At 39.8% G+C, this 23,115-nt stretch carries 25 protein-coding genes; 16 read left to right on the forward strand and 9 right to left on the reverse strand.

The window, feature by feature from the left end:
* Positions 1-16: 16 nt before the first annotated feature.
* The 3 genes from Q7A53_RS06720 to Q7A53_RS06730 all read right to left on the reverse strand — a co-directional run bounded on the left by Q7A53_RS06720 (position 17) and on the right by Q7A53_RS06730 (position 2,457).
* Positions 17-1,483 (reverse strand): MDR family MFS transporter, encoded by a 1,467-nt coding sequence (locus Q7A53_RS06720; RefSeq protein ID WP_411788370.1) that lies wholly within the window; start codon positions 1,481-1,483, stop codon positions 17-19.
* A 13-nt stretch (positions 1,484-1,496) separates the two neighbouring features.
* Complete coding sequence (locus Q7A53_RS06725; protein WP_411788371.1) at positions 1,497-2,126, reverse strand: TetR/AcrR family transcriptional regulator; 630 nt, start codon at positions 2,124-2,126, stop codon at positions 1,497-1,499.
* Positions 2,127-2,292: 166 nt separating this feature from the next.
* A complete protein-coding gene (locus Q7A53_RS06730; RefSeq protein WP_411788372.1) occupies positions 2,293-2,457 on the reverse strand; it encodes a hypothetical protein in 165 nt (54 codons plus the stop codon).
* 150 nt (positions 2,458-2,607) lie between these two features.
* On the opposite strand from Q7A53_RS06730, the gene Q7A53_RS06735 reads away from it, so the two are divergent.
* The 4 genes from Q7A53_RS06735 (at position 2,608) to Q7A53_RS06750 (ending at position 6,410) form a co-directional block, all read left to right on the forward strand.
* Entirely contained in the window at positions 2,608-3,015 is a 408-nt protein-coding gene (locus Q7A53_RS06735) for a ferritin-like domain-containing protein (protein WP_411788373.1), read from the forward strand.
* Positions 3,016-3,162: 147 nt separating this feature from the next.
* The gene (locus tag Q7A53_RS06740; RefSeq protein WP_411788374.1) at positions 3,163-4,299 is read left to right on the forward strand and encodes a DUF445 domain-containing protein; all 1,137 of its coding nucleotides are present in this window, start codon (positions 3,163-3,165) and stop codon (positions 4,297-4,299) included.
* A gap of 83 nt (positions 4,300-4,382) precedes the next feature.
* The gene (locus Q7A53_RS06745) at positions 4,383-4,742 is read left to right on the forward strand and encodes a YlbF/YmcA family competence regulator (RefSeq protein ID WP_411788375.1); all 360 of its coding nucleotides are present in this window, start codon (positions 4,383-4,385) and stop codon (positions 4,740-4,742) included.
* 894 nt (positions 4,743-5,636) lie between these two features.
* On the forward strand, positions 5,637-6,410 hold the full coding sequence (locus Q7A53_RS06750) for an enoyl-CoA hydratase (protein WP_411788376.1): 774 nt from the start codon (positions 5,637-5,639) through the stop codon (positions 6,408-6,410).
* A gap of 108 nt (positions 6,411-6,518) precedes the next feature.
* Here the strand turns inward: Q7A53_RS06750 and Q7A53_RS06755 are convergent, their stop codons facing one another.
* Positions 6,519-6,704 (reverse strand): YhzD family protein, encoded by a 186-nt coding sequence (locus Q7A53_RS06755; protein WP_411788377.1) that lies wholly within the window; start codon positions 6,702-6,704, stop codon positions 6,519-6,521.
* Between the two features lie 141 nt (positions 6,705-6,845).
* On the opposite strand from Q7A53_RS06755, the gene Q7A53_RS06760 reads away from it, so the two are divergent.
* From Q7A53_RS06760 to Q7A53_RS06795, 8 genes are all read left to right on the forward strand, one after another.
* On the forward strand, positions 6,846-7,745 hold the full coding sequence (locus Q7A53_RS06760) for an ABC transporter ATP-binding protein (protein WP_411788378.1): 900 nt from the start codon (positions 6,846-6,848) through the stop codon (positions 7,743-7,745).
* Positions 7,738-8,991: an ABC transporter permease gene (locus Q7A53_RS06765; RefSeq protein ID WP_411788379.1), complete on the forward strand. Its 1,254-nt coding sequence runs from the start codon at positions 7,738-7,740 to the stop codon at positions 8,989-8,991. Before Q7A53_RS06760 ends, Q7A53_RS06765 begins: the two co-directional genes overlap by 8 nt.
* A gap of 97 nt (positions 8,992-9,088) precedes the next feature.
* Complete coding sequence (locus Q7A53_RS06770) at positions 9,089-10,342, forward strand: metallophosphoesterase family protein (RefSeq protein WP_411788380.1); 1,254 nt, start codon at positions 9,089-9,091, stop codon at positions 10,340-10,342.
* Positions 10,339-13,278, forward strand: a complete 2,940-nt coding sequence (locus Q7A53_RS06775; RefSeq protein ID WP_411788381.1) for an ATP-binding protein — start codon at positions 10,339-10,341, stop codon at positions 13,276-13,278. Before Q7A53_RS06770 ends, Q7A53_RS06775 begins: the two co-directional genes overlap by 4 nt.
* 84 nt (positions 13,279-13,362) lie before the next feature.
* A complete protein-coding gene (locus Q7A53_RS06780; RefSeq protein ID WP_411788382.1) occupies positions 13,363-13,926 on the forward strand; it encodes a GbsR/MarR family transcriptional regulator in 564 nt (187 codons plus the stop codon).
* A 101-nt stretch (positions 13,927-14,027) separates the two neighbouring features.
* Positions 14,028-14,975, forward strand: a complete 948-nt coding sequence (gene yhaM / locus Q7A53_RS06785; protein ID WP_411788383.1) for a 3'-5' exoribonuclease YhaM — start codon at positions 14,028-14,030, stop codon at positions 14,973-14,975.
* 24 nt (positions 14,976-14,999) lie between these two features.
* Positions 15,000-16,265, forward strand: a complete 1,266-nt coding sequence (locus tag Q7A53_RS06790) for an MDR family MFS transporter (protein ID WP_411788384.1) — start codon at positions 15,000-15,002, stop codon at positions 16,263-16,265.
* Positions 16,266-16,334: 69 nt separating this feature from the next.
* Positions 16,335-16,532 carry a sporulation YhaL family protein gene (locus Q7A53_RS06795; RefSeq protein WP_411788385.1) on the forward strand — a complete coding sequence of 66 codons (198 nt, stop codon included), beginning with the start codon at positions 16,335-16,337 and terminating at the stop codon, positions 16,530-16,532.
* Positions 16,533-16,569: 37 nt separating this feature from the next.
* On the opposite strand, the gene Q7A53_RS06800 is transcribed toward Q7A53_RS06795, so the two are convergent.
* Positions 16,570-17,532: a peptidylprolyl isomerase gene (locus Q7A53_RS06800; RefSeq protein ID WP_411788386.1), complete on the reverse strand. Its 963-nt coding sequence runs from the start codon at positions 17,530-17,532 to the stop codon at positions 16,570-16,572.
* Positions 17,533-17,730: 198 nt separating this feature from the next.
* On the opposite strand from Q7A53_RS06800, the gene Q7A53_RS06805 reads away from it, so the two are divergent.
* A complete protein-coding gene (locus Q7A53_RS06805) occupies positions 17,731-17,814 on the forward strand; it encodes a YjcZ family sporulation protein (protein WP_244713881.1) in 84 nt (27 codons plus the stop codon).
* A 52-nt stretch (positions 17,815-17,866) separates the two neighbouring features.
* On the opposite strand, the gene Q7A53_RS06810 is transcribed toward Q7A53_RS06805, so the two are convergent.
* Together Q7A53_RS06810 and Q7A53_RS06815 are read right to left on the reverse strand one after the other, a co-directional pair.
* Positions 17,867-18,049, reverse strand: a complete 183-nt coding sequence (locus Q7A53_RS06810) for a hypothetical protein (protein WP_411788387.1) — start codon at positions 18,047-18,049, stop codon at positions 17,867-17,869.
* A 141-nt stretch (positions 18,050-18,190) separates the two neighbouring features.
* Positions 18,191-18,739 (reverse strand): DUF3267 domain-containing protein, encoded by a 549-nt coding sequence (locus Q7A53_RS06815; protein ID WP_411788388.1) that lies wholly within the window; start codon positions 18,737-18,739, stop codon positions 18,191-18,193.
* Between the two features lie 232 nt (positions 18,740-18,971).
* Here Q7A53_RS06815 and Q7A53_RS06820 point away from each other — a divergent pair, with 232 nt between their 5' ends.
* On the forward strand, positions 18,972-19,301 hold the full coding sequence (locus tag Q7A53_RS06820; RefSeq protein WP_411788389.1) for a DUF1878 family protein: 330 nt from the start codon (positions 18,972-18,974) through the stop codon (positions 19,299-19,301).
* Positions 19,302-19,378: 77 nt separating this feature from the next.
* On the opposite strand, the gene Q7A53_RS06825 is transcribed toward Q7A53_RS06820, so the two are convergent.
* A complete protein-coding gene (locus Q7A53_RS06825; RefSeq protein ID WP_411788390.1) occupies positions 19,379-19,954 on the reverse strand; it encodes an HTH-type transcriptional regulator Hpr in 576 nt (191 codons plus the stop codon).
* 223 nt (positions 19,955-20,177) lie between these two features.
* Positions 20,178-20,687 (reverse strand): GbsR/MarR family transcriptional regulator, encoded by a 510-nt coding sequence (locus Q7A53_RS06830; RefSeq protein ID WP_411788391.1) that lies wholly within the window; start codon positions 20,685-20,687, stop codon positions 20,178-20,180.
* Between the two features lie 291 nt (positions 20,688-20,978).
* Between Q7A53_RS06830 and Q7A53_RS06835 the strand changes: the two genes are divergently transcribed.
* Together Q7A53_RS06835 and Q7A53_RS06840 are read left to right on the forward strand one after the other, a co-directional pair.
* The gene (locus Q7A53_RS06835) at positions 20,979-22,181 is read left to right on the forward strand and encodes a quaternary amine ABC transporter ATP-binding protein (RefSeq protein WP_411788392.1); all 1,203 of its coding nucleotides are present in this window, start codon (positions 20,979-20,981) and stop codon (positions 22,179-22,181) included.
* Positions 22,165-23,010: an ABC transporter permease gene (locus Q7A53_RS06840; RefSeq protein WP_411788393.1), complete on the forward strand. Its 846-nt coding sequence runs from the start codon at positions 22,165-22,167 to the stop codon at positions 23,008-23,010. Before Q7A53_RS06835 ends, Q7A53_RS06840 begins: the two co-directional genes overlap by 17 nt.
* Positions 23,011-23,115: the final 105 nt, after the last annotated feature.

Here is a 23,115-nt window from a genome sequence, read left to right on the forward strand (position 1 = left end):
CTATCATCTTCATTCTTTAATCGTCAAGGTTAGGATCCGTTCTCTTTAAGAAGAAAGAAAGAATAATCCCTGCAATAGCTATTCCTGTTGCAACAAGAAAGGCCATATTTATTCCATGAATCATCGCATCTGACATGACCTGCTGTTTTACCTGGGCAGAGGATTCACCTGCATATTTGCTCATATCAGGATCGAAATTCTTAGAGGTATTCGTCATTACGGTAACAAGCATGGCGGTCCCCATTGAACCAGCAATGGTTCGCATCGTGTTGTTCATGGCGGTACCATGTGGTATCAGTCTCTTAGGCAGCTGGTTTAATCCTGCTGTAGAAACAGGCATCATGACCATGGCTATCCCCATCATTCGAATCGCATAAATAATAAGAATGGACGAGTAGGCCGTATCTGCAGTAAGGTTTGTAAATTGATAAGTGGTTACTGCCACGATAGTCAAGCCGATCATAGCCAGCCAGCGGGCACCGAACTTATCAAAGATTCTACCGGTAATAGGAGACATAATGCCCATTACAATGGCTCCTGGCAATAACAATAACCCGGATTCAAACGCAGTAAATCCTCTCATGTTTTGCATGTAAATGGGAAGTAACAGCTCAGCTCCCAGCATAGCCATCATGACAATCATTGTCGTGGTAGAAGCAATGGCAAAAATCCCATATTTAAAGACTCTAAATTCTAGAATCGGCGTTTCAAGTCTGAACTGCCTCCATATAAACAAGAACAATGCAATGGCTCCAATGATAACGGATATATAGACTTGCGGCGAGTCCCAGCCATCGTTACCTGCATCACTCAGGCCGTATAATAGTCCACCAAACCCTAAAGTAGAGAGAAGAATCGACAGAATGTCTATAGTAGGATTTGTTTGCTTTGTTACATTTTTAAGTGCAAACACCCCGAAAAGAATGGACAATACAGCTATCGGTAATACGACTAGAAATGGAGAACGCCATGAGTAGTGTTCAACCAGATAACCGGAAAGTGTTGGTCCGATAGCTGGACCAAACGCAATAACCAGTCCGGCAATTCCCATTACTGTTCCCCTTTTTTCAACAGGGAAGATCATCAGAAAGACGGTCTGCATTAATGGCATCATGATTCCGGCTCCTCCGGCCTGGACTAAACGACCAATAAGAAGGACTGGGAAACTAGGGGCAATGAATGCAATCAAGGTCCCTGCTGTAAAAAGTCCCATTGCGATAAAGAAAAGTCTTCGTGTTGTAAATTTTCCAATGAGAAAGGCAGTAACAGGGATCATGACTCCGTTGACCAGCATAAATCCTGTCATCAGCCATTGGGCTGTATTCGCTGTAATGTTTAAGTCGCTCATAATATTTGGCAGTGCTGTATTTAATAGTGTCTGGTTTAATATCGCCACAAAAGCACTGACAAGCAGCACGGAAACTATTAGCTTACGGTTTATCTCTTGTGGTTGTTCTTGTGGATTTTTTTTAACGTCTTCCATATAACGTTCCCCCCTATGAATGGTCGTCTGGTGCTTTATAAAGCCCTTTTTTAATGAGTGCAAGTTCTGTAGTGAAATTATTAATGGCTTCTTGTTTAGTTAAGTTTCGTACATAATGCTGAATCAAGTTGCGCATAGTGATCGCCATGAGAATCTGCCACACGTGAAATACTTCTTCATTCGCGGATATATTAAGAATTTTGCTATCGGTTAAATCACTCATCTGAGCGAAAAACTGCTTGAATTTTTCTTTATTGTCCTCCTGAGTAAATGCATTCTCTACCTTATGATTCATATATAGAAAAGCATTCTTGAAAAAATTGTGGTTCTCTTCAATATTGAAATTATTGATCATGGATTGAAACATGTACGTAAACGTATCAAAGATATGTCCTTCCGTTTCTTTTAGCATCTCAATAAATCTTTGTTTATTTTCTTTAGAATGTTCTTCTAATAAATAGAAGAAAGCATCTTCTTTATCCTCAAAATATTGATAAAAACTCCCTCTCGCGATACCAGCGTCTTTAATGATATTTGCGATTGAAGCTTCATAAAGCTGAACACGTGAAAACTCCTTTTTCGCCGCTCTTATTAATACTGTCTGCTTTTCTTTTGGCAGATTAAAAAAGGTGGGCTTAGGCATAAAAGGATACCTCCTTTATCGTTAATGTGACATCGTGTCATTTTGGCTGTCGGATAAATAATATATGACACGATGTCACATGTCAAGGAGAAAAATCATTGTAGTAACTTCAATAAAGTAAAAAAAGATTCAAGGCACTCATTTGAAAGTGAGTGCCTTGACTGAATCATTCTTTTTCTTGTTTAGGAATAGGATGAGTTTCACTTATCTGTTCTCGGCCATAAACGGATCGTGTCATTCCCGCAGCCATTCCTTCATTAATCATCCGGTCGACATCTAACTCAAACTTATCTTTTCCTTCAGGAGCGCATTCTTTTTCTTTTTTCGCCATGATAATGTCACCTCCTTACTTTAGGTTTTCCATGGAAGGATAAGATCACTAAAACCAATAATTGGAGAAAAATTATTCCAGGAATAATCTACAAGTACAGGCATAAAGTTGTCCCACTTAAAATAATTATGAAATAGAGGGGGCGGTGAAGTGGTACAAAGTAATAATTTTATTCAGATGCTCGAAAAAGCAATTGAGGATGAATGGAGTGCTCATGATTTTTACAAAAGGCTGGGTGAAGATACAAGTAATCGTTTCTTTAAAGATTACATTAAACATGCAGAAGAAGATGAAGCCAAGCACTATCAGCTGTTTCAACACCTTCATTACCAATTAACAGGGCAGTATCACCATTTTGAACCAGTCAAAATAGAATATACATCCTTTCAAAATGGGGTGAAGAAAGCTCAGCAAGCGGAATTTGAGGCGTTTGAAATGTACCGGACTATGATATTTATGATTCCAAACCAAATCGCTTATCAACCGTTATTTATTGCGATGACAGATGAAATGGAGCATGCTACACGGTTCGGCACTATTCATGGGATGCTGAAGTAAGCTGACTTTTAAGATCAGGATAATGTCCTGGTCTTTTTTATTTAGAAAATATTGGAAGGTAAAGATATCTTATAAAGCTTTAATTGGCGTCGTTATATGAATTCCATTATACTGGGATAAGCAGAATTTTAGAAAAGAGGCTAGCTTATGAACCCAGTTCTTATCATCATATTTATGATTATTATCGGAGCATTGATTGGCGGTGTGACAAACTCATTAGCCATTAAAATGCTTTTTCGTCCTTATAAGGCACGCTATATAGGGAAATATAAAATCCCTTTTACCCCGGGCTTAATTCCTAAACGCCAGCAGGAACTTGCCAAGCAGTTGGGGAGGATGGTTGTTGATCATTTATTAACCGCAGAGGGATTAAGGCGGAAATTAGAACACCCCGAGTTTCAAACGAATATCACGGAGTGGGCCCAAGAAGAAGTTAAAAGACTATTGGAACACCCGGCAGCCGTACAGGAGTTGCTCACCAAGGCAGATATTGATCTTTCTTCAGAAAAAATGGAGAAAGAAATTAGTCATTGGGTGGCGGAGCGATATGATGCTGTAATGGAAAATTACCGAGAAAAATCTCCTCGAGAAGTTCTGTCCGATGAGTGGATGAGAAAAGCGGAAAAAGGGACCGGTCAGCTTGCGGACTATATCCAATTCAAAGTAAAAGAATACTTGAATAGTTATGAAGGGAAGCAAAAGGTCTCAGAGCTTATTAATAATTACCTGGAGAACCAAGGTTTTTTTGGAAGTATGATTTCTTCATTTATGGGATCGGAGAGCTTAACGGAGCGGATGTATCCTGCCATTATCCGCTATATATCAGCGCAAGAAACGAATGACTGGCTGCGCAGTATGCTCCAGGATGAACTTCATGAGCTTGCCAGCCAGCCAATTAGTCAATTTGAAGCCAAAATTGGTAAATCAGCAGTCGGCCGAGCGCTAGGACAAGCTGTCGCTAAATCGCTTCCCATAGAGGAGTGGATGTCGCGTTCGGTTGCTGAATGGAGTAAGCCAGTCCGGTCAAGAATTCTCAATGACCTGGTCCCCTATGTTGTGAAGCAGTTGAGTGCAGCTATATCTGATCGTATAGAAGGTCTAATGAAATCCATGCATCTATCCGAAATTGTTCAGGAAGAGGTAGAATCCTTCCAAGTGGATCGTTTGGAAGAAATGGTGCTTGGAATCTCCCGGCGTGAATTTAAAATGATTACTTATTTAGGTGCTCTGTTAGGAGGAATCATTGGTTTATTACAGGGATTTATTGTTCTCTTTCTAGGATAATGTCCTATTCCTATACATGAGCTAAATCGTTTGTTATAGTGGGGGAGGAGTCAAAGAACGAAAACTTAGGAGGTCCTTAACTTATGGCTAATATTTACGATAATGCATATGATTTAGAGAAAGCAATTCGCAACAGCGAAGAATTTCAAGGCTTAAAAGACGCCTATGAAACAGTAATGAGTGATGAAGCTGCGAAAGAAATGTTTGATAATTTCCGTCAGACACAAATCAGCCTTCAACAGAAACAAATGCAGGGTGAAGAGATTTCTGAGGAAGAAGTAGAACAAGCTAAGAAAGTAGTAGAACTTGTTCAGCAGCATCCACAGATCTCTAAGCTTATGGAAGAGGAACAGCGTTTAAATACAGTGATTAATGACGTAAGCCGCATTATCACGAAACCTCTTGAAGAGCTTTACGGCGACCCTAACGAAGAACAAGAATAAGGTAATTTTCTAAAACCACCCTCTCGAGGGTGGTTTTTTTATGAGATTTTACATGAGTCCGTGTTCGTTTATATATAATCATCTTTTAGAAAAAACAGATCGGAATATGGTTTCAATAAGCAAAGCATCAGTCCACTCGCTCGAAGTGAGTCTTCAATTATAGTGCAGGATACTGGAAGGCTCGATTTCGAGACTTTATTGCGTGGTTAAAGCCCTGGGGGGGACGATTCGCTTTCCGCGGGCATACGCTGAGCCTCCTCAGACTTCGTCTTCCGGGGTCTCACCTGTCATGCTTCTCCCGCAGGAGTCTTCTCGTCCCCCTCCGGACTTTGCCTCATGATTCTTTCGAAATGATTCCAATTTTCCACCTAATAATGAGTTGGAAATTTAAAAGATTTCTTTGTAACCAATTCTTCAGTAAAAAGGGATAGATTGAACAACGACTTACTTTTTCCTTTTTATAATGTTCATTTGATGGGACACAGAATATTGTTCTCCATGATTTACTTTCATTAGGGGGTTGCTTATCTTAGTCCAATGCTTTTGATATTTCCGTTCTCCTTATAATCATAAAGAGGTCGTGGAAATGGGGAGACTCCTATGGGAGGATAGGACAGGTGAGATCCCACAGGGCCATTTGCCCGAGGAAGCTCACCGGCCGCCCATGGAAAGCGAGTCATTTCCCCGACCTCGACTCTCTGGTGACCGTAAAGGAAATCTTCAAAACATCTCGAAACTGAGTCTTCAGGAATAGGGAGCATTAATTTGGTAAAGTGAGAATTCCTTATTGAATAAATGTTTTATTATTTAATTTTTGTCGAACAATGCAGGAATTTCGCATTCGCATAAAGAATTCAATTAAGTGTGATTTATTCAAGAAAAAGGGGTATTTAAATGAAGCATTTCAAACTAGAAGAAAAGGAAAATGTCGTTCATTTACAACTTGCTCGAGGAGAAAAACTTAATGCTTTAAACGCAGAAATGTTAGAAGAATTTGCAGAATTACTAAATCAGATTAAAGACAAGAAAGCACAAGTAGTCATCCTATCTGGTGCAGGAGAGGGTTTTTGCGCTGGCGGGGACATTACGATGATGGAAGAAGCTGCAGATCCAGCTGCCTACGATAAGATCATGGATAATATTGAAACTATTGTAACAACCATCTACACCATGCCGAAACTTGTAATAGCGGCAGTTCATGGACCAGCAGTTGGGCTGGGACTAAGCATCGCACTCGCTGCCGACTACGTAATGGCTGTTCCAGAGGCAACCATTTCAATGAACTTTATTGGAATTGGGTTAATTCCCGATGGAGGGGGTCATTTCTGGCTGCAACAGCGGCTAGGGGTCCATCTTGCCAAACAATTTGCCTGGGAAGGTCAGCAAATGAAAGCCAAGGAAGCTTTCGATCATAAGCTAGTTGATATTATCGTTAATGGAGATGTTCATGAAGAAGCATGGGCACTTGCTTTAAAGTGGAGCCGCAGACCATTGCAGTCTATGATAGCAACAAAGCAGATCTACCATCAATACGGACTGGATCAGCTTCTACAGTATTTATCGAAAGAAAGGCAGTCTCAATGGAAGCTGCGTCATTCAGAAGACCACCAGGAGGGGGTAAAGGCCTTTCTGGAGAAGCGAAAGCCAAACTTCAAAGGGAGCAAATAAATAAAGTCGCGTCCATGAACGCGACTTTAAATGTGATTAATGGAGAAGGCAGTTAAATGCCTAATAACAATTTTTCAAATACGGCTTGGCATGAAAATTGACCATATTTTAACGGTGAAAAAGGACTAAATGGCCTTCAGGAGCTGTACAGCGGTGTGTATGTTCCTCCATCCCCTGCTCCTTTAGTTTTTCACCGCCAATCTTTTTTGCTTGGTCATCATTCTCTGCTTCAAACGTTTCATTTAGAATGTTGGTTCCATTACGCTCAAATGCAGTTAAAAAGTATTTTTTCATATTACTACCTCCCAGAACAATCGTTCATTTATCTAAATTTGTCTTCTAACGAGAGAAATCCTGCTTTTTGAGTGAAATTTTATATTTTTGAAACCACAGGACTGATTTAATCGTAACACATAGCGGGGAAGGAGAATGGAAATGACACTCTATTTAAATGAGGTAACTAAAAAGTTTGGGAAGTTTACTGCTGTGGACCACTTATCCTTGGAAATTCCCGAAAAAGAAGCGTTTGGTTTTTTAGGAGCCAACGGAGCAGGGAAAACCACGACATTCCGAATGATCTTAGGGTTATTAGATCAAACGGAAGGCGAAATTACCTGGAACGGCGGGGAAATTGGCTATGACCAGAGTCATTTAATTGGATATCTGCCCGAGGAACGAGGATTATATCCTAAGATGAAAGTCCAGGATCAGCTGGTTTATTTGGCAAAACTCAGGGGGATGCACAAGCAGGAAGCTAGAAAAGAACTAGAATCATGGCTGGACCGTTTTAAAGTTCCAGAATATCAAACCAAAAAAGTAGAAGAATTATCAAAAGGTAACCAGCAAAAGATCCAATTCATTTCTGCAGTCTTACATAAACCAAAGTTATTAATTTTGGATGAGCCGTTTTCAGGTTTGGATCCTGTCAATGTAGAGATGTTAAAACAAGCGGTGATCGATTTAAAGAAAGCGGGAACCTCGATTGTATTTTCTACTCATCGGATGGAGCATGTTGAGGAATTATGCGAGCATCTATGTATTCTCCGCCACGGAAAGCCAGTTCTTCATGGTGGTCTCAAAGAAATTAAGAGATCCTACGAAAAGAAAAATATACGAATTAAAGCCGACTTTGATCTTTCATTTTTAGAAAGGATGGATGGAGTAACTTCATATAAGCCAATTAGCGAAGGCTGCGAACTTCAAGTAGAGAATGAAGAAGCTTCTCAACCAATCTTTCAAGCTTTGCAGGGCAGGGGCTTTGTGCGGACCTTTGATTTAGAAGAGCCGTCATTAAACGATATCTTTATTGAGAAAGTGGGGGCCTCTTATGAATAAGTTTTTTATCATGCTGGCTCAAACGTACACGAATCGAGTGAAATCGAAGTCTTTTCTAATTATTTCTGCAGTAAGCTTAGTCCTTATTTTTGGATTGTCTAATATTCAATCGATCATTGAATCCTTTAACAAAGACAATGAAAAGACTGTGGCCGTCCTCTCAGACCAGCCTCAATGGGTGGATGCTATTGAACAAGGCGTTTCTGGGGAGGAGGATTTAAGTGTTAAAGGTTATAGCGGTACGTTAGAAGAAGCTAAACAAGAGGTTCAGAACGAAGATTTTGATGCTATTCTACAAGTTCAGCCGACGGAAAATGGTCTTCCTAAAGCTTCTTATTATGCGAATCAAATTGCTTCCCAGGATATCAGCGGTCCGATTAAACAAGCTCTTCAGCAGCTTAAAACAGAAATCGTCACGAATCAGGCCGACATAGATCCTAAGACTTTACAGGAAATTTCAAGTCCGGTTACCTTTGATCTAGTTCCGTTGAAAGAAAGTGCTAAAACAGCAGAAGAACTGGATCAAACACGCGGGCTAGTCTATATCATGCTCTTTCTTATGTACTTTTCCGTTGTTATGTATGGAAACATGATTTCAACGGAAGTAGCAACCGAAAAGTCGAGCCGGGTCATGGAAATTTTAATTTCCAGCGTTTCGCCTGTATCCCAGATGTTTGCGAAAATTATCGGTATTGCTTTAGTAGGTATTACTCAATTTGCAATTTTCATCCTTGCCGGCTACGCAGGGGTTAAATTAGGGAAAAATAATGGCAGTGGTTCATTTCTGGATATGATTGGAGTCACCCATGCTAAGGCTTCTACAATCATGTTCGCTGTTGTATTCTTTATACTTGGTTATTTATTGTATGCGACCCTTGCCGCCATGCTTGGCTCGCTCGTAAGTCGTTTGGAGGATGCTCAGCAAATCGTTGCCCCCATGATTATGATGGTAGTGGCATCATTCTTCCTAGCGATTGTCGGCTTAGGAATGCCTGATGCCACATTTATTAAGGCAGCGTCGTATTTTCCATTCTTCACCCCATTAATTATGTTTCTGCGGGTAGGCATGCTGGATATTCCGGTTTGGGAAATTGCCCTTTCTATCGGTATTCTTATCGTTTCTATCGTACTTTTAGGTATGCTCGGTGCACGTGTTTACCGCGGGGGAGTACTTATGTATGGGAAGTCTTCTTCCTTAAAAGATTTTAAACGAGCACTGCAGCTATCCAGAAAAGAAAATCAATAGCTGAGTGAAAGTAAATGAATATTTATTTGCCAGGGATAGCGAACGTGCATTCGCTATCCCTTTTTGTTAAAATAAAAGATAGAAAAGGAGGATGTTTATGGAGTCTCATCTCCGTTTTATCCACAGTGCGGATTTACACTTGGACAGTCCATTTACTCAGTTAAGCGGTGTTCCGGAATCCCTCATCGAACAGCTGCGTGCCAGCACCTTCGAAGCATTTACCCGGTTAATAGATCAGGCGATTCATCATAAAGTTCACATGGTTTTGATTGCGGGTGATTTATTCAATGAATCAACGAGAAGTCTTAAAGCTCAGATTCACCTTCGAAATGGCTTTAGAAGGCTCGATAATGAAGGGATTCAAGTATATATCACTCATGGAAACCATGATTATTTAAAGGGTATGAGACACCCGGTCACGTACCCGGATAATGTCCATGTATTTACGCAAGAAACAGTAGAGGTACTGCCTTTAATTATAGCAGGGACCCATACAGCAAATATTTACGGTTTCAGTTACGTGGAAAAACAGGTGACAGATCGCAAAGCGGCCGAATTTACTCGTGATCCTACCTGTCCTTTACATATTGCTATGCTTCACGGAAGCTTAGATGGTCCTGGAGGCGATCATGATGTCTATGCCTCTTTCTCACTGGAAGAGTTAAGGGAGCAGTCAATGGACTACTGGGCACTTGGTCATATACATAAGCGTCAGCACCTTTCAATTGAGCCTCCTATTATCTATCCTGGAAATATACAAGGTCGATCCCGCAAAGAACAGGGAGAAAAGGGATGCTATCTTGTGGAACATTCTTTCGGAGAATGGGCTTTTGAATTTTTGCCGCTTCAAAGTATTGTGTATGAACACCAAGTTACAGACAATCTCTCTCTTGAATCTCCTCATGAGATCGAACCGCTGGTTAATCAGATAAAATCAAATCTTAAAGAGAATTATTCTAAGGTAATGCTGAGTCTTACTTTTCAGGGGAAATCAGGCTGGCTGCAAAAGTGGAAGTCTGAAGGAGTTATCGAGAATTGGAGAGAGGTCCTCAATGAGGAAGAGGTGTATGAGAGCAGCTGGGTGTTTATAACAGAGATTAACATTAACGACCAGCCGGAAGTTGATGAAGCACAACTGATTCAAAGTAACCATTTCAGTGGAGAGTTTCTTAGAGATGTTGAGAAGCTAACCGAGGATCAATGGAATGAATGGCTGAAACCTTTAGTCAAACATAAACGGGCCGCTGCTTACCTTACCCCTTTTACTGAGGAGGAAAAGCAGGATATTATCAGCGGTATTAAAGAGAAAACGCTGCCCCTATTATTGAAGGATGGAGAGACGAACTCATGATGTTAAAAGAAGCCACAGTTTATGGATTCGGAAAATGGCAGGATTTCTCGATTTCTTTTCAGACAGAGGAGATTAACCTGTTAACGGGAAGGAATGAAGCGGGGAAATCTACCTTACAGCAATTCTTTTTATTTATGTTATTCGGGCTTCCTCCGAAGAAAAGAGAATTTTATCAGCCTAAGACCGGCGGGCCCATGGGCGGACAGCTGGTCTTGCAATCGAATCAATACGGGACTGTATTCATTGAAAGAATTCATGATATTAGGAACGGAGAGGCCTTGTGCCGGTTTGAAAACGGCGAAGAAGCAGGAGAGGAAGTACTAGAGGCGCTGCTCAGTGGTTTGAACAGATCGGTCTATGAGTCCATCTTTACTTTCAACGCGGAAGATTTAATTCAGCTCCGCAGTTTAACCGGAAGAGAATTAGGTGAAGTCCTTCTGAACATAGGCTTAACAGGCACCCAGAACATTTATCGAACAGAGAATTGGCTCATGAAGAAAGAAGAAGAGCTATTTAAACCTAAAGGGAAAAACCCTGAAATAAATCAACAGCTGACCATCGTTGAAAGTCTTGCAAAACGTTTAAAAGAAGCAGAAGCAGAGGAAGATGAATATCGCGCTCTTTTAAATAAAAAAGAAGAGCAAAGCGAACGTTTAGAAAATGTACATCAGCGGATCGAGCTTATAAGAAAAGAAATTTATAATCATTCCCAGGTGATTAAGGCGGTTCCTTTGCTTGAAGAATACCATCAGCTTATCCAAAATCAACCAGAAGGTCCCCTTATTGACTTTCCACCAAAAGGGAAGGAACGATTGGAACAATTAAACCATTCCATTCTTCCACTTGAGAGTGAGGCTCGAGTGATCTCCTCTCAAAAGCAACAGACTGCCGAGGCTTTAGCAAAGCTTAGCCATTCATCTGAATATACAGGGGAGAGAAGTGCTGAGGAATTGCTCAATTCTAAGCAAATCTTTGACCAAACTAAGATTCAGCTGCATCAGCTGCAACAGCGTAAAGCTAAAGAGCAGCAGCAATTAAAAAGTGCTCTCGAACTTATGGATGTCCCGGTAAATGAAGAAGAGCTGGCTGATTATCGTTTTCCTTTTTATATTGAAGAAACATGGCGAAGTATTAAACAGACTCAGGATAGTTTAAATTATGAGTCTGAACGTATGACCGAAGAACAAGAACGGCTGAACCGGAAGAAACAGCGGATATCCATAGAAATGGGAGAAATCGAGCAGAAGCTTCTTTCAGAGAATGAGAAAACGGAGTTTAATAGAAAACTCGCTGATTGGGAAAGTTCACAATCCTCTGTTCTGACTGAGGAAGCAATAAATCAATGGAACGAGCTGCTCCTTAATCGCCGGAGGGGTCGTAATCTTTGGCAGCTTGCCGCTCTGCTGATTTTTACAGCTGGACTGACGTTAAGTATCTATCTTTCCCAGTGGCCGGTACTGGCAATAGGAACTTTAATTAGTGCGGGTTTATTTTATTTCGGCCTATCGATGAAACGATCAGCAAATAAGCTGGAAAGCTGGCTTCACTCAAAACAGCAGGAAGGCGGAGCAGTGCAAGAGGACGAATATTCCCTTCACGCAATAAGACAAGCCCTTTCTGAGAATCAGAAAAGAGAGGCAGAGCGGAAGTCCTTGGAGACTCAGCTGAAACAGTTGAATCAAGAGGAGATTCTGCTGGAAGAAAAAAAGAAACATTTACTGCAGTTAAACCGCCGGCATTTTCAAATGATCCATGAACAAGAACAACTTTATCCATTTCTATCTGGATTGGATTTAGCTTATTGGGAAAAATTATACCATCTGATCACGAAGACGAAAGAGATGAAGGATTCCTTAAAGGAAATAGAGGACGAGGAGAAGAACCTTGAACAAACGATGGATAAGATCGAGGCTGAGGTAAAGAAGTTTTTATCTGACGTCAATTGGGAATGGAATGAAAAAAGCATTGAGGAAATGCTTCAGACATCTATTGATTGGTTAGACAGTATGGAGAAACAAAAAGTAAAAATTGAAGCTCTTAAGCAAGAATTAGAACATCAACAAAATTCCTATGATGATATTCAGGAAAAACTTAAACCTTATGAAGAAAAGCGAATTCAATTATTCGAAACAGCCCAAGTGAATAATGAAGAAGAATTCTATTCTAAAGCAAGTCTTTATGAAGAAGAATGTGCTTTACGAAAACGAAAAGAAGAGTTAAAAAACCAAATTTTTCACTTTCTATCTCAAGAAGAACAGCAGGATTTTCAAGTCTGGAAAACTGCTCCCAGCACATCTGCTTTACGTTATGAACTTGAACAGAAAGAAGAACAATTGCAGGCGGATGAGAAAGAAAGGGAAAGCTTGCGTGAGGAATTAGCGGATATCAAGAATTCTGTTATGCGTTTGGAAAATTCGGAGAAACATTCGGAGTATCTCCATCTATTTGAACTGGAGAAGTCAAAGTTAAACGAACTTGCTCGCGAATGGGCCGTTCATCGCATGTCTTTAAAGCTGTTAAAAGAATCAAAACAGAAATATCAAAAGAAATACTTCCCCAGAGTTATAGAGCTTGCCCAAGAATTTTTCATGAAAGTTACGTCTGCCAGGTATGTAAAGTTATACCTGGATAAGGATCAAAGCAATCTGCAGGTCAAAAATTCTCTAGGACAGGTCTTCAACGCTTCTGAGCTATCTAGAGGCACGAGCGACCAATTATATGTTTCTCTGCGTTTTGCAGTAGGTAAAGTCATGGCGGAGAGAACCGGGCTGCCGTTTGTTTTGGATGATGCTTTTGTGCACTTTGATGAACAAAGGTTAAAAGTCATGCTGGAATTGCTGCAGACGATGACAGCCAGTCATCAGATCATCTTGTTTTCCTGGAGAGAGGACCTTAGTGAACTTATGCAGTCTTCCCATTCTCAAACCTTAAAATAAGCGCGAAGACGGTCGCAAATTGAATGTTTTAATGGTAAAATGTTTTAAGATTAATACAAGCTATTGCAATTGGAGGGTTATCCATTGCCAGAGGAACAGAAGCAAGACTGGATCAAATATGAAGAAACAATAGAAAAGTTTATTGAAGTAATTGCCAAGAACATGAACCTCTATGGGGTGACTCCTTCTATTGGCAGATTATACGGCGTTCTTTATTTTTCCGACAGCCCCATGACGCTGGATGATATGAGAGAAGCACTTGAAATGAGTAAAACGAGTATGTCGACAGGCGTAAGAGCTTTGTCTGATATGAAGATGGTTGAACCATCCTTTAAAAAAGGGGTCCGCAAAGATTTATATAAATCTGAAGAGGACTGGTATAAATCATTCACTTCCTTATTTGGGAGCCGCTGGAGACACCATACGGAGACAAATATCGAAGAAGCGGATGAGGCTGTTCAGGAATTAAGACAGATTAAAGTGAACACTGAGGATGAATCGTTGAAAGAAAAAATCGAGCAGAATATCCAGAGACTTGAGTATGCACAAAATTACTATCGCTGGCTGATGAAGTTCATCCATGTTGTAGAATCCGGTGAGATCTTTAATTATGTTCCGAAACTGGACCAAAATAATAACAATGAGTAATTACGTTAGCTGTTCCTGTTCCTTTATGATAAGCCAAGGGCTTATTTTATTAGGAATGAATAAGGAACAGTTTTTTTATAGCTTTAAGAGGAGGGAGTATGGTGAAAAAAGGTATCGCTCATTACCAAGTTGGAGAATCATTCGACCATTTCTTGTTAATTAAACTTGCCGCAAAAGGGGTTGCAAGTAATGGCCGCCCTTTTTTAACCTTATTGTTAAAAGATGCAACTGGAGAAATCGACGCAAAACTATGGGAAGCAAGTTCTGAGGATGAAGAACTATTTCAGCAAGGGGAGCTAGTTAAAGTAGCGGGAGAAGTGGGAAAGTTTCGGAATAAACCACAACTGAAAATCCATAATATCCGACCAGCTCAAACAACTGATGGATTACAAATTTCTGATTTTATTGAAAAAGCTCCTGTGAACAAAGAAGATCTCATGGATAGACTAACTGAAGCTATCTTTGAAATGAAGAATCCCAATCTTCAAAGGATAACCAGGCATTTTGTTAAGAAGCATCAAGAAGATCTGCTTCATTACCCGGCAGCTGTGAGAAATCATCATGAATATGTATCCGGACTTGCTCATCATATTGTTTCCATGTTGAATTTAGCAAGAGAACTTGCAAAACTATATCCTGATATAAATCAAGACCTGCTATACGCAGGGATTATTCTTCATGATTTAGGTAAGTTAAAGGAATTCACCAGTCCTGCAGCCCCTTCTTATACACTAGAAGGCAAATTAATTGGGCATATCCCGTTGATGTCTGAAGATATTCGAATTGCTGCGAATGAACTGCAAATTGATGGCGAGGAAGTGACCATTCTTCAGCATATGATCTTAAGCCATCATGGGAAAGCAGAGTGGGGGAGTCCTAAGCCGCCGTTAGTTCGTGAAGCAGAGCTTCTCCACCAGATCGATATGCTTGATGCTAGAATGAATATGGTAAACAGAGCGCTCAACAAAACAGCTCCGGGAGAATTTACGGAGAAAATTTTTCCTATGGAGCAAAGGAAATTTTATAAGCCTAAGTTTGAAGAAAAATAGTCTTGGATTGTAGGGGATTAAAAGATGAAATGGAAAGATTGGGATCGTAACTTAAAGATTCGTCTTGTTGGTGAAGGGACGATGAATCTATTATTTTGGTCATTTTTCCCGTTTATGACCATTTATTTTGAACGAGCATTTGGGAAGGACTTTGCCGGCGTCCTCCTCGTGCTTTCTCAAGCATTTTCTGTGGCAGCAAGCTTAGTAGGAGGGTACTGTGCAGATCGTTTCGGCAGGAAGAAGATGATGGTTTATGCAGCAGTAGGAGAAAGTCTGACGTTTGGCTTCTTTGCCCTGGCAAACTCACCATGGCTAGATTCCTCCTTACTCACATTTGCCGCCTTCAGCTTGCTGGGAGTGTTTGGGGCTCTTTACTGGCCGGCATCCCATGCTATGGTGGCTGACGTAGTTCCAGAGAAGCACAGAGCGGGGATATTTGCTGTGTTTTATACTTCATTAAATATCGCAGTCGTGATTGGCCCGATTATTGGGAGCTATATCTTCTATACATATCGTTTTGAAATGCTCTTATCAGGAGTTGTGATTACTGCTGTTCTTGCCTGGATATTATCTTATTACTTAGAAGAAACCATTTCCATTAAAGAAAGAGTGAAGGAGCATAATAAAGGCTGGATTCGAGTTATTTGGCATGAATTAAGTGATTACCGGCTGATTGCAAAGGACCGCAACTTTCTGCTATTTATTGTAGCAGGTATTCTAGTAGCCCAAACCTTTATGCAGCTGGATATATTAATTGCTGTTTATACAAGCGAGGTTATTCAAGCTCAGACAATTGTGGATATAGGCACAATTAAATGGACCATCTCTGGAGAAAGGGCGTTTGGATTGATTCTAGCTGAGAATGGTTTGCTCGTAGCTTTATTTACCGTCGTTGTTACCAGATGGATGAATCGCTTTAAAGAAAAGAAAGTATTTATTATTTCCTGTCTTATGTATACTGCAGGAATCAGCCTTTATGGATTAACATCTTCGGTCTGGGTATTCATCCTTGCCATGGCTATCTTTACATTCGCTGAGTTAATGGTCGTGGGGATTCAGGAGAGCTTTATATCCAAATTAGCTCCTGAAAATATGAGAGGTCAATATTTCTCTGCAGCTTCCTTACGCTTTACACTTGGCCGTTTACTCGCACCATTGAGCCTTGTAATCTCTAATTATACTAGCTATTCGTTTACCTTTTGCCTTTTAGGAGTACTGGCTTTAGTCAGTGCTTTTGTTTACAGCAGAATGTTAGTAACGGTTGCACAACCGAATTTGGCAAACAAATAAGTCGATTCTATTCATATTGTTGGTTTTCTTCTCATACCATAGAGCAAATGGGACAGGGAGGTACTACGCATGATCTTCGGCATTCCAATATGGGTATTCTTTTGTATTGTATTCATTTTCTTAAGCGGTTATATGGCACTTCGAGCAATGAGGGCAGAAAATAAAATGGAACAGCATTTTATTGAAAGAGAGGGACAGATTTACCTTGAACGAATTGAGGAAGAGAAAGAAAAAAGAGAAAAAGAACGAGCTACAATAGGTCTATAAAAAAGCCAGGTGAGCAATCACCTGGCTTTGCTTTGTTCTATTTATCAGAAGAGTTACTGTCATCAGAAGAACTTCCGCTGTCGGAAGTGCTGCCTGCATCAGAAGATCCGCTTCCGTTAGAAGCTGATGAATCTGGCTTTTTAAAGAGATCTTTAAATTGATCGTCTTTCACTTTAATGTCAGCATTTTGCATCATTTTCGTGATTTTAGACTGAAGCTGCTGCTGATCAACCTTTTGACTAACCAGTGTACGTTTAATGTCTGATTTTGCTTTGTCATAAGGTTTTACATCTTTATTTTTCTTTTTATCTGTTACTTTAATGATGTGATACCCAAACTGGGTCTTCACAGGATCACTGATCTCACCGACGTCTAAATTGTAAGCAGCCTCTTCGAATTCAGGTGCCATTTCTCCAGGACCAAAGTAACCAAGCTTACCGCCTTTTTTAGCAGAAGCATCATCCGTAGAGTACTTATCAGCCAATGTACCAAAGTCCTTGCCATTCTTCAGCTCTTTTTCAACCTTTTGAGCTGTTTCTTTATCGGCAACTAGGATGTGACTAGCCTGAACTTGTGTTTTCATTTTCTCATAATAAGCTTTCATTTCTTTTTCTGGGATGTCAATATCTTCAGATGCTGCTTTTTCTTGAAGCAGGCTTAAGCGAATGGTTTTCTTGAATTCATCTTCACTTGAGAAACCGCTTTGTTGAAGAACTGTTGGGAACTGATCCCCATATTGATCTTTTAAGGATTTAAGTTCTTTATTTACCGCTTTATCTGAAACATCATATTTATCGGAGAGAACTTTTTCCATAACTAGTTTCTGGAGTACTTCATCTCCGCTTTTATCTTTAAGTTCTTGATAAAATTCGTCTTTCGTTACATTTCCACCACTTGTTTCAACGACAACTTTGGAATCATCTGCATTGTCATCGGATGAACAAGCAGATAAACCTAATACACTTGCTGCTAAGGCAGCACTGATGATAACTTTCTTCATTTACGTACACTCCTAAACGATTAATTGTATATTGACGTAGAGGTAATTCTAAAAACAGCCCATGAGTTAATATAACATATTTTACCTCGCCTGTACCAGCAGGATTCAGAAAAATAAATGAAGTCCTAGACTAATGCCTATCCGTCTTAAATTTTCCTGCATAAAATACTCTAAGTTGGCAGCAAGGGGGGTGAGAAAATGAGCTACGGATACGGTGGCGGTTTTGCCTTGATCGTTGTTCTATTTATTTTGCTTATCATTGTGGGTGCTGCTTGGTTATAAGATAAAGCCCATAAAAAAACAGGCCGGCGGCTTATGCCGCTGCCTGTTTTTTTTAAAGTGTATTGAGTACTTCCACATAGGATGAAATCAGTAGAATGGTTATGAGGACATTAATTGTCCTGAACACGCGTGTTTGCTTTTCTGTCGACATCTTCGTTTTTAAACATAAGGAATGAGTGAGAGAGTTAAACACAAACAGTACAAATAGCGCGTATATGATAAATCCGTAAGCCACGATGAAGAACCTCCTTTATTCCCTATGGAACTACTCTATCAAAATTTAGTCAGATTGAACAGGAGAAACACCTCTTAATAAAGATAAACAGCGCTGCTTTCTGTCGCAGCGCTGTGTTCCTGATTTCTGCTGATGATTTGATTAAGCTTCTTTCCGCTGAATTAGAATGTCATAACCCTCTTTAGCATTTTCAATGATGCAGCGCCGGGGGGCTCTTGCGAATTGGTTTAAATAAAGGTAGTCAGTAAAGGACAATCCAATGTTCATTGCCGCAAACAAAACAAAATAGGCATAATAGTTTGGAAATACGCAAGCCATGAAAAGAGCAGGCAGCGTCATTAACAAAGTTGGAGCCAATGCCATCACAATAGAAGTCTGTTTAGATAGCTTAGATTTGCACTGATAACTGAACGTTGGGACCATCCGTCCTCTGACTCTGAATTTCACTTTCAGTCGTTTATAGAAAAGAACCAACGGTAAAATATGCATAAGCCGGTGCATGGATGGTAGGAAGAACAAGACGATCAGTAATGGTAAGAATCCATGATCTTTCATGCTGTGAGTCCCATGAATCATTGAGAATGGAATATACAGCAGAAGAAATGACAGTAATCCTGTCAATAAAGACATAAGATAAACACGATTTGAACCGAATTCTTTAGTGATGTTAATTGATTTCCAGCAATTCATCGAAGAATCCTCCTTTACTGCAAAAAATGCTGTGATTTTCTATTTATTATCGATATGATATTAATTATCATGTACTTTAATTCGTGAGTCGCACAAGTGGAATAATAGTATGTTTCTAAAGAAAAAGCAATAGGTTTTACACAAAAAAATTTATTAACTTTAAAAACCGTCATAGCGCTAATTCGTCAGAATTTTTTAATAATTCAGCAACGATAATTTTGGAGGGGAAATTGTGGAGAAAAAGGAGACTTGTGAGTCGTGTCATTTTCATCTGCAATTACTGCTTAAAGGGGTAGAACTGCATCAGTTTCCCTTTACTCGATTAGTAATTGAAAGAGGAGTGACAGAAGAAGAATATACACACACCCTTCACTTAGTGGAAGAATTACATAGTAATTATGAAAAGGATCGCAGCGAGGGGCTGGTGGACTATACCCCTTTACTTTTACATTTTGCAGGAATGCTTACCTGTAAGCTTCCGATTAAAGACACTTTAATTGCCCTGAGAGAAGAAGGGATTTATCCTGCTTTAGCAAAAGAGCTGCTGCAAATTAAGACATAAAAAAACCTACCCGGCTGCGTTCAATTTCAAGGGTAGGTTCATTTTTATCAAGTTTGTGAAGAATTCAACATAGATAATTAAGAAGATTTAGGCTGTTGTTTGTAGGACTCAATATCTGTAGGCTCTTCATTTACAGGATTTTTTTCTTCAATATTTTCAAGAGACCGTTCAAGAATCTCCATGTACTCGTTTCCATAAATCTCTTTAATTAAAGCGGACAAGTCCAGAAACTCAGGAAGTTTACCATACATTTCTGTCATGGGAAGGGCACCGCGTAAAACAGAATTATCTTCTGGGCTGTATTCATTTAACGTAGCCTCAAGCAATTCACTGCCTTCTTTAGTTAATTCAATATAAGTATTTCTCTTGTCATTCTCACGTTTGGAAAATTGGAGAAGACCGCGCTTCTCAAGCTTTTTGGAGAAATTGAAAGCTGTTGAAACATGCATCACACCATACTTGGAGATTTCCGATATGCTGGAACCTTCCAAATGATAAGCTATCCATAGAATATGGTGCTCATTAATGTTCAGCTTAAAGGGCTTGATCCAATCCTGCCAATCTTTTTCGATTGCTTTCCAAAGTGCTTTGGACAACTGGGCCATCTTATGGCTGTAAAATATTGCTTCTTGTTTGGAGATTTTATCCTTCATTTTTCTCACCTTCTCTAGGGTTGACGTTAATTCTTTGACATCGGTTAACACTACCCAATAAAGAAATGCCGAGCTTCCTTAGATATATTGGTTATATTACTATCTTATTATTGTTTAGGAAATTTTCAACCCATAATGTTCGAATCTAGCATTTTTAAAATACTAAAAAGACCTGGCGAACTTACGGAGAGTAACCCGCCAGGATAAAAAGGGTCAAAAATATTTATTTGTGGTCAAGGTGAAGGTCTTCAAAGGTAGTAGAAATTAACTGGTAAAATTGTATCATCTCTTCCATTTTTTTCATCAGATGATCCGCTTCTTTCAAGGTGTGTCCAGGGTAGTTTTTGTAGTCCTCTTGTAATTGATTTTCGAGGTCTTTTAAAGAATTGCCCCGTTCCTGTGCTGAAGTGAGCCACTTTTTAATATAGGAAGTCATAAATTTCTTATACAGATCTTGATCGGCTGTGTACAGATCTTTTCTAAATCCTTTTTTCCATACTCTTTCCACGAGTCCTTGATCGACCAGACTTCTAATCCCAGTACTCATAGAAGTTTTGCTTTTCCCGAGCTCTTCACTCATTTCATCGAGGGTCATGGGAACGGAATTTATATAAAGGGTTACGAATAATCGAGCCTCAGCTGGAGTCAGCCCGAACATTTCCAGAGTTTTGGAAAATTCATGAACCACTTTGGTATTCATTTCTTCTAATGACTGGTGTTCTCTTAATACCATAAGTTCCTCCTTTGCCAATCTTTGTTACTCTTCACATTACTATATATGGGAATAATACTGAAATCCCAATTAAAGGAGTAATTCAAAGCATATAAAAGATAAATGAAGCAATCACACCCTGTAAGTTTGTTCAGTTTAAACTGAACATATTTTTTATACTTATTTCAAAGAATATATCGTTTGAACTTTTTATTACAAATCGGTTACAGTATATAGGGTGACTGATTCTAAAGATGGATTAATTCTGGACGGAAAGTAACATAATAAACTTAAAACAAGAGGTGAGAAGCTTTGCCGATCATACAAGTAGAAGACTTGTCCAAAATATTTGGTAAGAATGCCAAGAAGGCAACCCAGTATTTGGATCAAGATTTATCGAAGGATGAAATCTTAGAAAAGACAGGAAATACGGTAGGTGTTAACCGTGCTACCTTTAATGTAGAAGAAGGAGAAATCTTCGTTATTATGGGGTTGTCAGGGAGCGGTAAGTCTACCTTGGTTCGATTAATTAATCGTTTAATTGAACCCACCGAAGGCAGTGTCATGATAGACGGTCAGGACTTGGCGAAAATGGATAAGAAGAGCTTAAGAAAAATTCGCCGTGAAAAACTGAGTATGGTATTTCAGCGTTTTGCCTTATTTCCTCATCGTACTATCTTGGAAAATGCTGAGTTCGGTTTAGAAGTTCAAGGTATGGATAAAGATGAGCGGAAAAAGAAAGCCCAAACTTCATTAGAAATGGTTGGTCTTGGGGGCTATATTAATCAATTCCCCTCTCAATTATCAGGCGGTATGCAGCAGCGTGTCGGATTAGCCCGTGCACTAGCTAATGATCCGGAAGTTCTTCTTATGGATGAAGCTTTCTCTGCACTAGACCCATTAATTAGAAAAGAAATGCAGGATGAGCTGTTAGAGCTTCAGGAGTCCATGCAAAAGACAATCTTATTTATTACTCACGATTTAGATGAAGCACTTAGAATAGGTGACAGAATTGCTTTGATGAAAGATGGACGCATCGTACAAATTGGTACACCTGAAGAAATACTTATGAACCCTGCCAATGATTATGTAGAAAGATTTGTGGAAGATGTGGATCGCTCTAAGGTTCTGACTGCAGAGCATATTATGAAACGTCCTGAAACTGTCGACATTGAAAAACATGGTCCGCGCACAGCTCTCGAAAGAATGCGCAAAGAAGGATTGTCAAGTATCTATGTGACGGATGCCAAGCGTATACTTCACGGCTACGTGACAGCGGATGATGTATCAGAAGAAGCTAAAACAGATCGTAAGGATTTAAAAGCTATTTTGCGGACGGATATCCCCAAAGTTACTAAAGATACATCAATGAATGAGATCTTTAACGTGATTCATGATGCACCAGTTCCTGTAGCCGTAGTAGAAGATGGGAAACTGCAAGGTATTATTGTACGAGGGGCCGTTATTGCCGCATTAGCTGGAAGTGAGGTGAATATCAATGGGACTGATTCCTAAAATTCCAGTAGCAGAATGGGTATCAAGCGCAACTGAATGGATAACGGATACATTTGAATTTCTCTTTGATTTCATTAAGCAGGATTTTGGAGATTTTATCGAATTATTTGCTGAACAGTGGCTGATGTCTATACCGATCTGGCTATTTATTGTTGTTGTTGCAGTGTTAGCGTTTTTTGTCAGTGGCAAGAAATTCGGGCTTTTGGCATTCTCAGTGATTGGACTATGGTTTATAGCCAATCAGGGTCTTTGGGAAGAATTGATGAACACTTTTACATTGGTCATCTTTTCAAGTTTAATTTCCGTTATAATCGGAGTCCCACTGGGGATCTGGATGGCCAAGAACTCTACAGTTCAAAGTATTTTCACACCTGTCCTTGACTTTATGCAGACTATGCCTGCGTTCGTATATTTAATTCCTGCAGTAGCATTCTTCAGTATAGGAATGGTTCCAGGTGTGTTTGCTTCCGTCATTTTCGCGACACCGCCAACCGTACGATTCACGAACTTGGGAATCCGGCAGGTGTCTCATGAGTTAATTGAAGCATCAGATTCATTCGGAACGACAGGAATACAGAAGCTATTTAAAGTTCAATTGCCAATGGCTAAGAAGACCATTATGGCAGGAATTAACCAAACTGTAATGCTTGCTTTGTCAATGGTAGTAATCGCATCCATGATTGGTGCGAAAGGCTTAGGGCAAATGGTTATTACTGGATTACAGCGTGCAGAAGTAGGGACTGGGTTCGTAGCTGGTCTTGGCATCGTAATCTTAGCCATTATTATTGACCGTTTTACTCAGAATTTGAATACTCAGCGTGGAGATTAATGATTATATCTGTTATAAAAACAAAAGGATTCAATAAAAAGACCCGAACCGTGGATTTCCATGGGTTCGGGTCTTTTTTTAGCTGGCTCCGCAGCTAGATCATTG

The sequence above is a fragment of the Halobacillus rhizosphaerae genome (genome assembly GCF_046719735.1).
Taxonomy (GTDB): Bacteria; Bacillota; Bacilli; order Bacillales; family Halobacillaceae; genus Halobacillus_B; species Halobacillus_B rhizosphaerae.

Excerpts from the sequence above, each read along its gene's own strand:
- Q7A53_RS06725 (WP_411788371.1), bottom strand. The coding sequence starts at position 2,126 with ATGCCTAAGCCCACCTTTTTTAATCTGCCAAAAGAAAAGCAGACAGTA.
- Q7A53_RS06720 (WP_411788370.1), bottom strand. The coding sequence starts at position 1,483 with ATGGAAGACGTTAAAAAAAATCCACAAGAACAACCACAAGAGATAAAC.
- Q7A53_RS06800 (WP_411788386.1), bottom strand. The coding sequence starts at position 17,532 with ATGAAGAAAGTTATCATCAGTGCTGCCTTAGCAGCAAGTGTATTAGGT.
- Q7A53_RS06815 (WP_411788388.1), bottom strand. The coding sequence starts at position 18,739 with ATGAATTGCTGGAAATCAATTAACATCACTAAAGAATTCGGTTCAAAT.
- Q7A53_RS06750 (WP_411788376.1), top strand. The coding sequence starts at position 5,637 with ATGAAGCATTTCAAACTAGAAGAAAAGGAAAATGTCGTTCATTTACAA.
- Q7A53_RS06775 (WP_411788381.1), top strand. The coding sequence starts at position 10,339 with ATGATGTTAAAAGAAGCCACAGTTTATGGATTCGGAAAATGGCAGGAT.
- Q7A53_RS06770 (WP_411788380.1), top strand. The coding sequence starts at position 9,089 with ATGGAGTCTCATCTCCGTTTTATCCACAGTGCGGATTTACACTTGGAC.
- Q7A53_RS06830 (WP_411788391.1), bottom strand. The coding sequence starts at position 20,687 with ATGGTATTAAGAGAACACCAGTCATTAGAAGAAATGAATACCAAAGTG.
- Q7A53_RS06805 (WP_244713881.1), top strand. The coding sequence starts at position 17,731 with ATGAGCTACGGATACGGTGGCGGTTTTGCCTTGATCGTTGTTCTATTT.
- Q7A53_RS06825 (WP_411788390.1), bottom strand. The coding sequence starts at position 19,954 with ATGAAGGATAAAATCTCCAAACAAGAAGCAATATTTTACAGCCATAAG.
- Q7A53_RS06760 (WP_411788378.1), top strand. The coding sequence starts at position 6,846 with ATGACACTCTATTTAAATGAGGTAACTAAAAAGTTTGGGAAGTTTACT.
- Q7A53_RS06730 (WP_411788372.1), bottom strand. The coding sequence starts at position 2,457 with ATGGCGAAAAAAGAAAAAGAATGCGCTCCTGAAGGAAAAGATAAGTTT.
- Q7A53_RS06765 (WP_411788379.1), top strand. The coding sequence starts at position 7,738 with ATGAATAAGTTTTTTATCATGCTGGCTCAAACGTACACGAATCGAGTG.
- Q7A53_RS06795 (WP_411788385.1), top strand. The coding sequence starts at position 16,335 with ATGATCTTCGGCATTCCAATATGGGTATTCTTTTGTATTGTATTCATT.
- Q7A53_RS06755 (WP_411788377.1), bottom strand. The coding sequence starts at position 6,704 with ATGAAAAAATACTTTTTAACTGCATTTGAGCGTAATGGAACCAACATT.
- Q7A53_RS06840 (WP_411788393.1), top strand. The coding sequence starts at position 22,165 with ATGGGACTGATTCCTAAAATTCCAGTAGCAGAATGGGTATCAAGCGCA.
- Q7A53_RS06790 (WP_411788384.1), top strand. The coding sequence starts at position 15,000 with ATGAAATGGAAAGATTGGGATCGTAACTTAAAGATTCGTCTTGTTGGT.
- Q7A53_RS06740 (WP_411788374.1), top strand. The coding sequence starts at position 3,163 with ATGAACCCAGTTCTTATCATCATATTTATGATTATTATCGGAGCATTG.
- Q7A53_RS06745 (WP_411788375.1), top strand. The coding sequence starts at position 4,383 with ATGGCTAATATTTACGATAATGCATATGATTTAGAGAAAGCAATTCGC.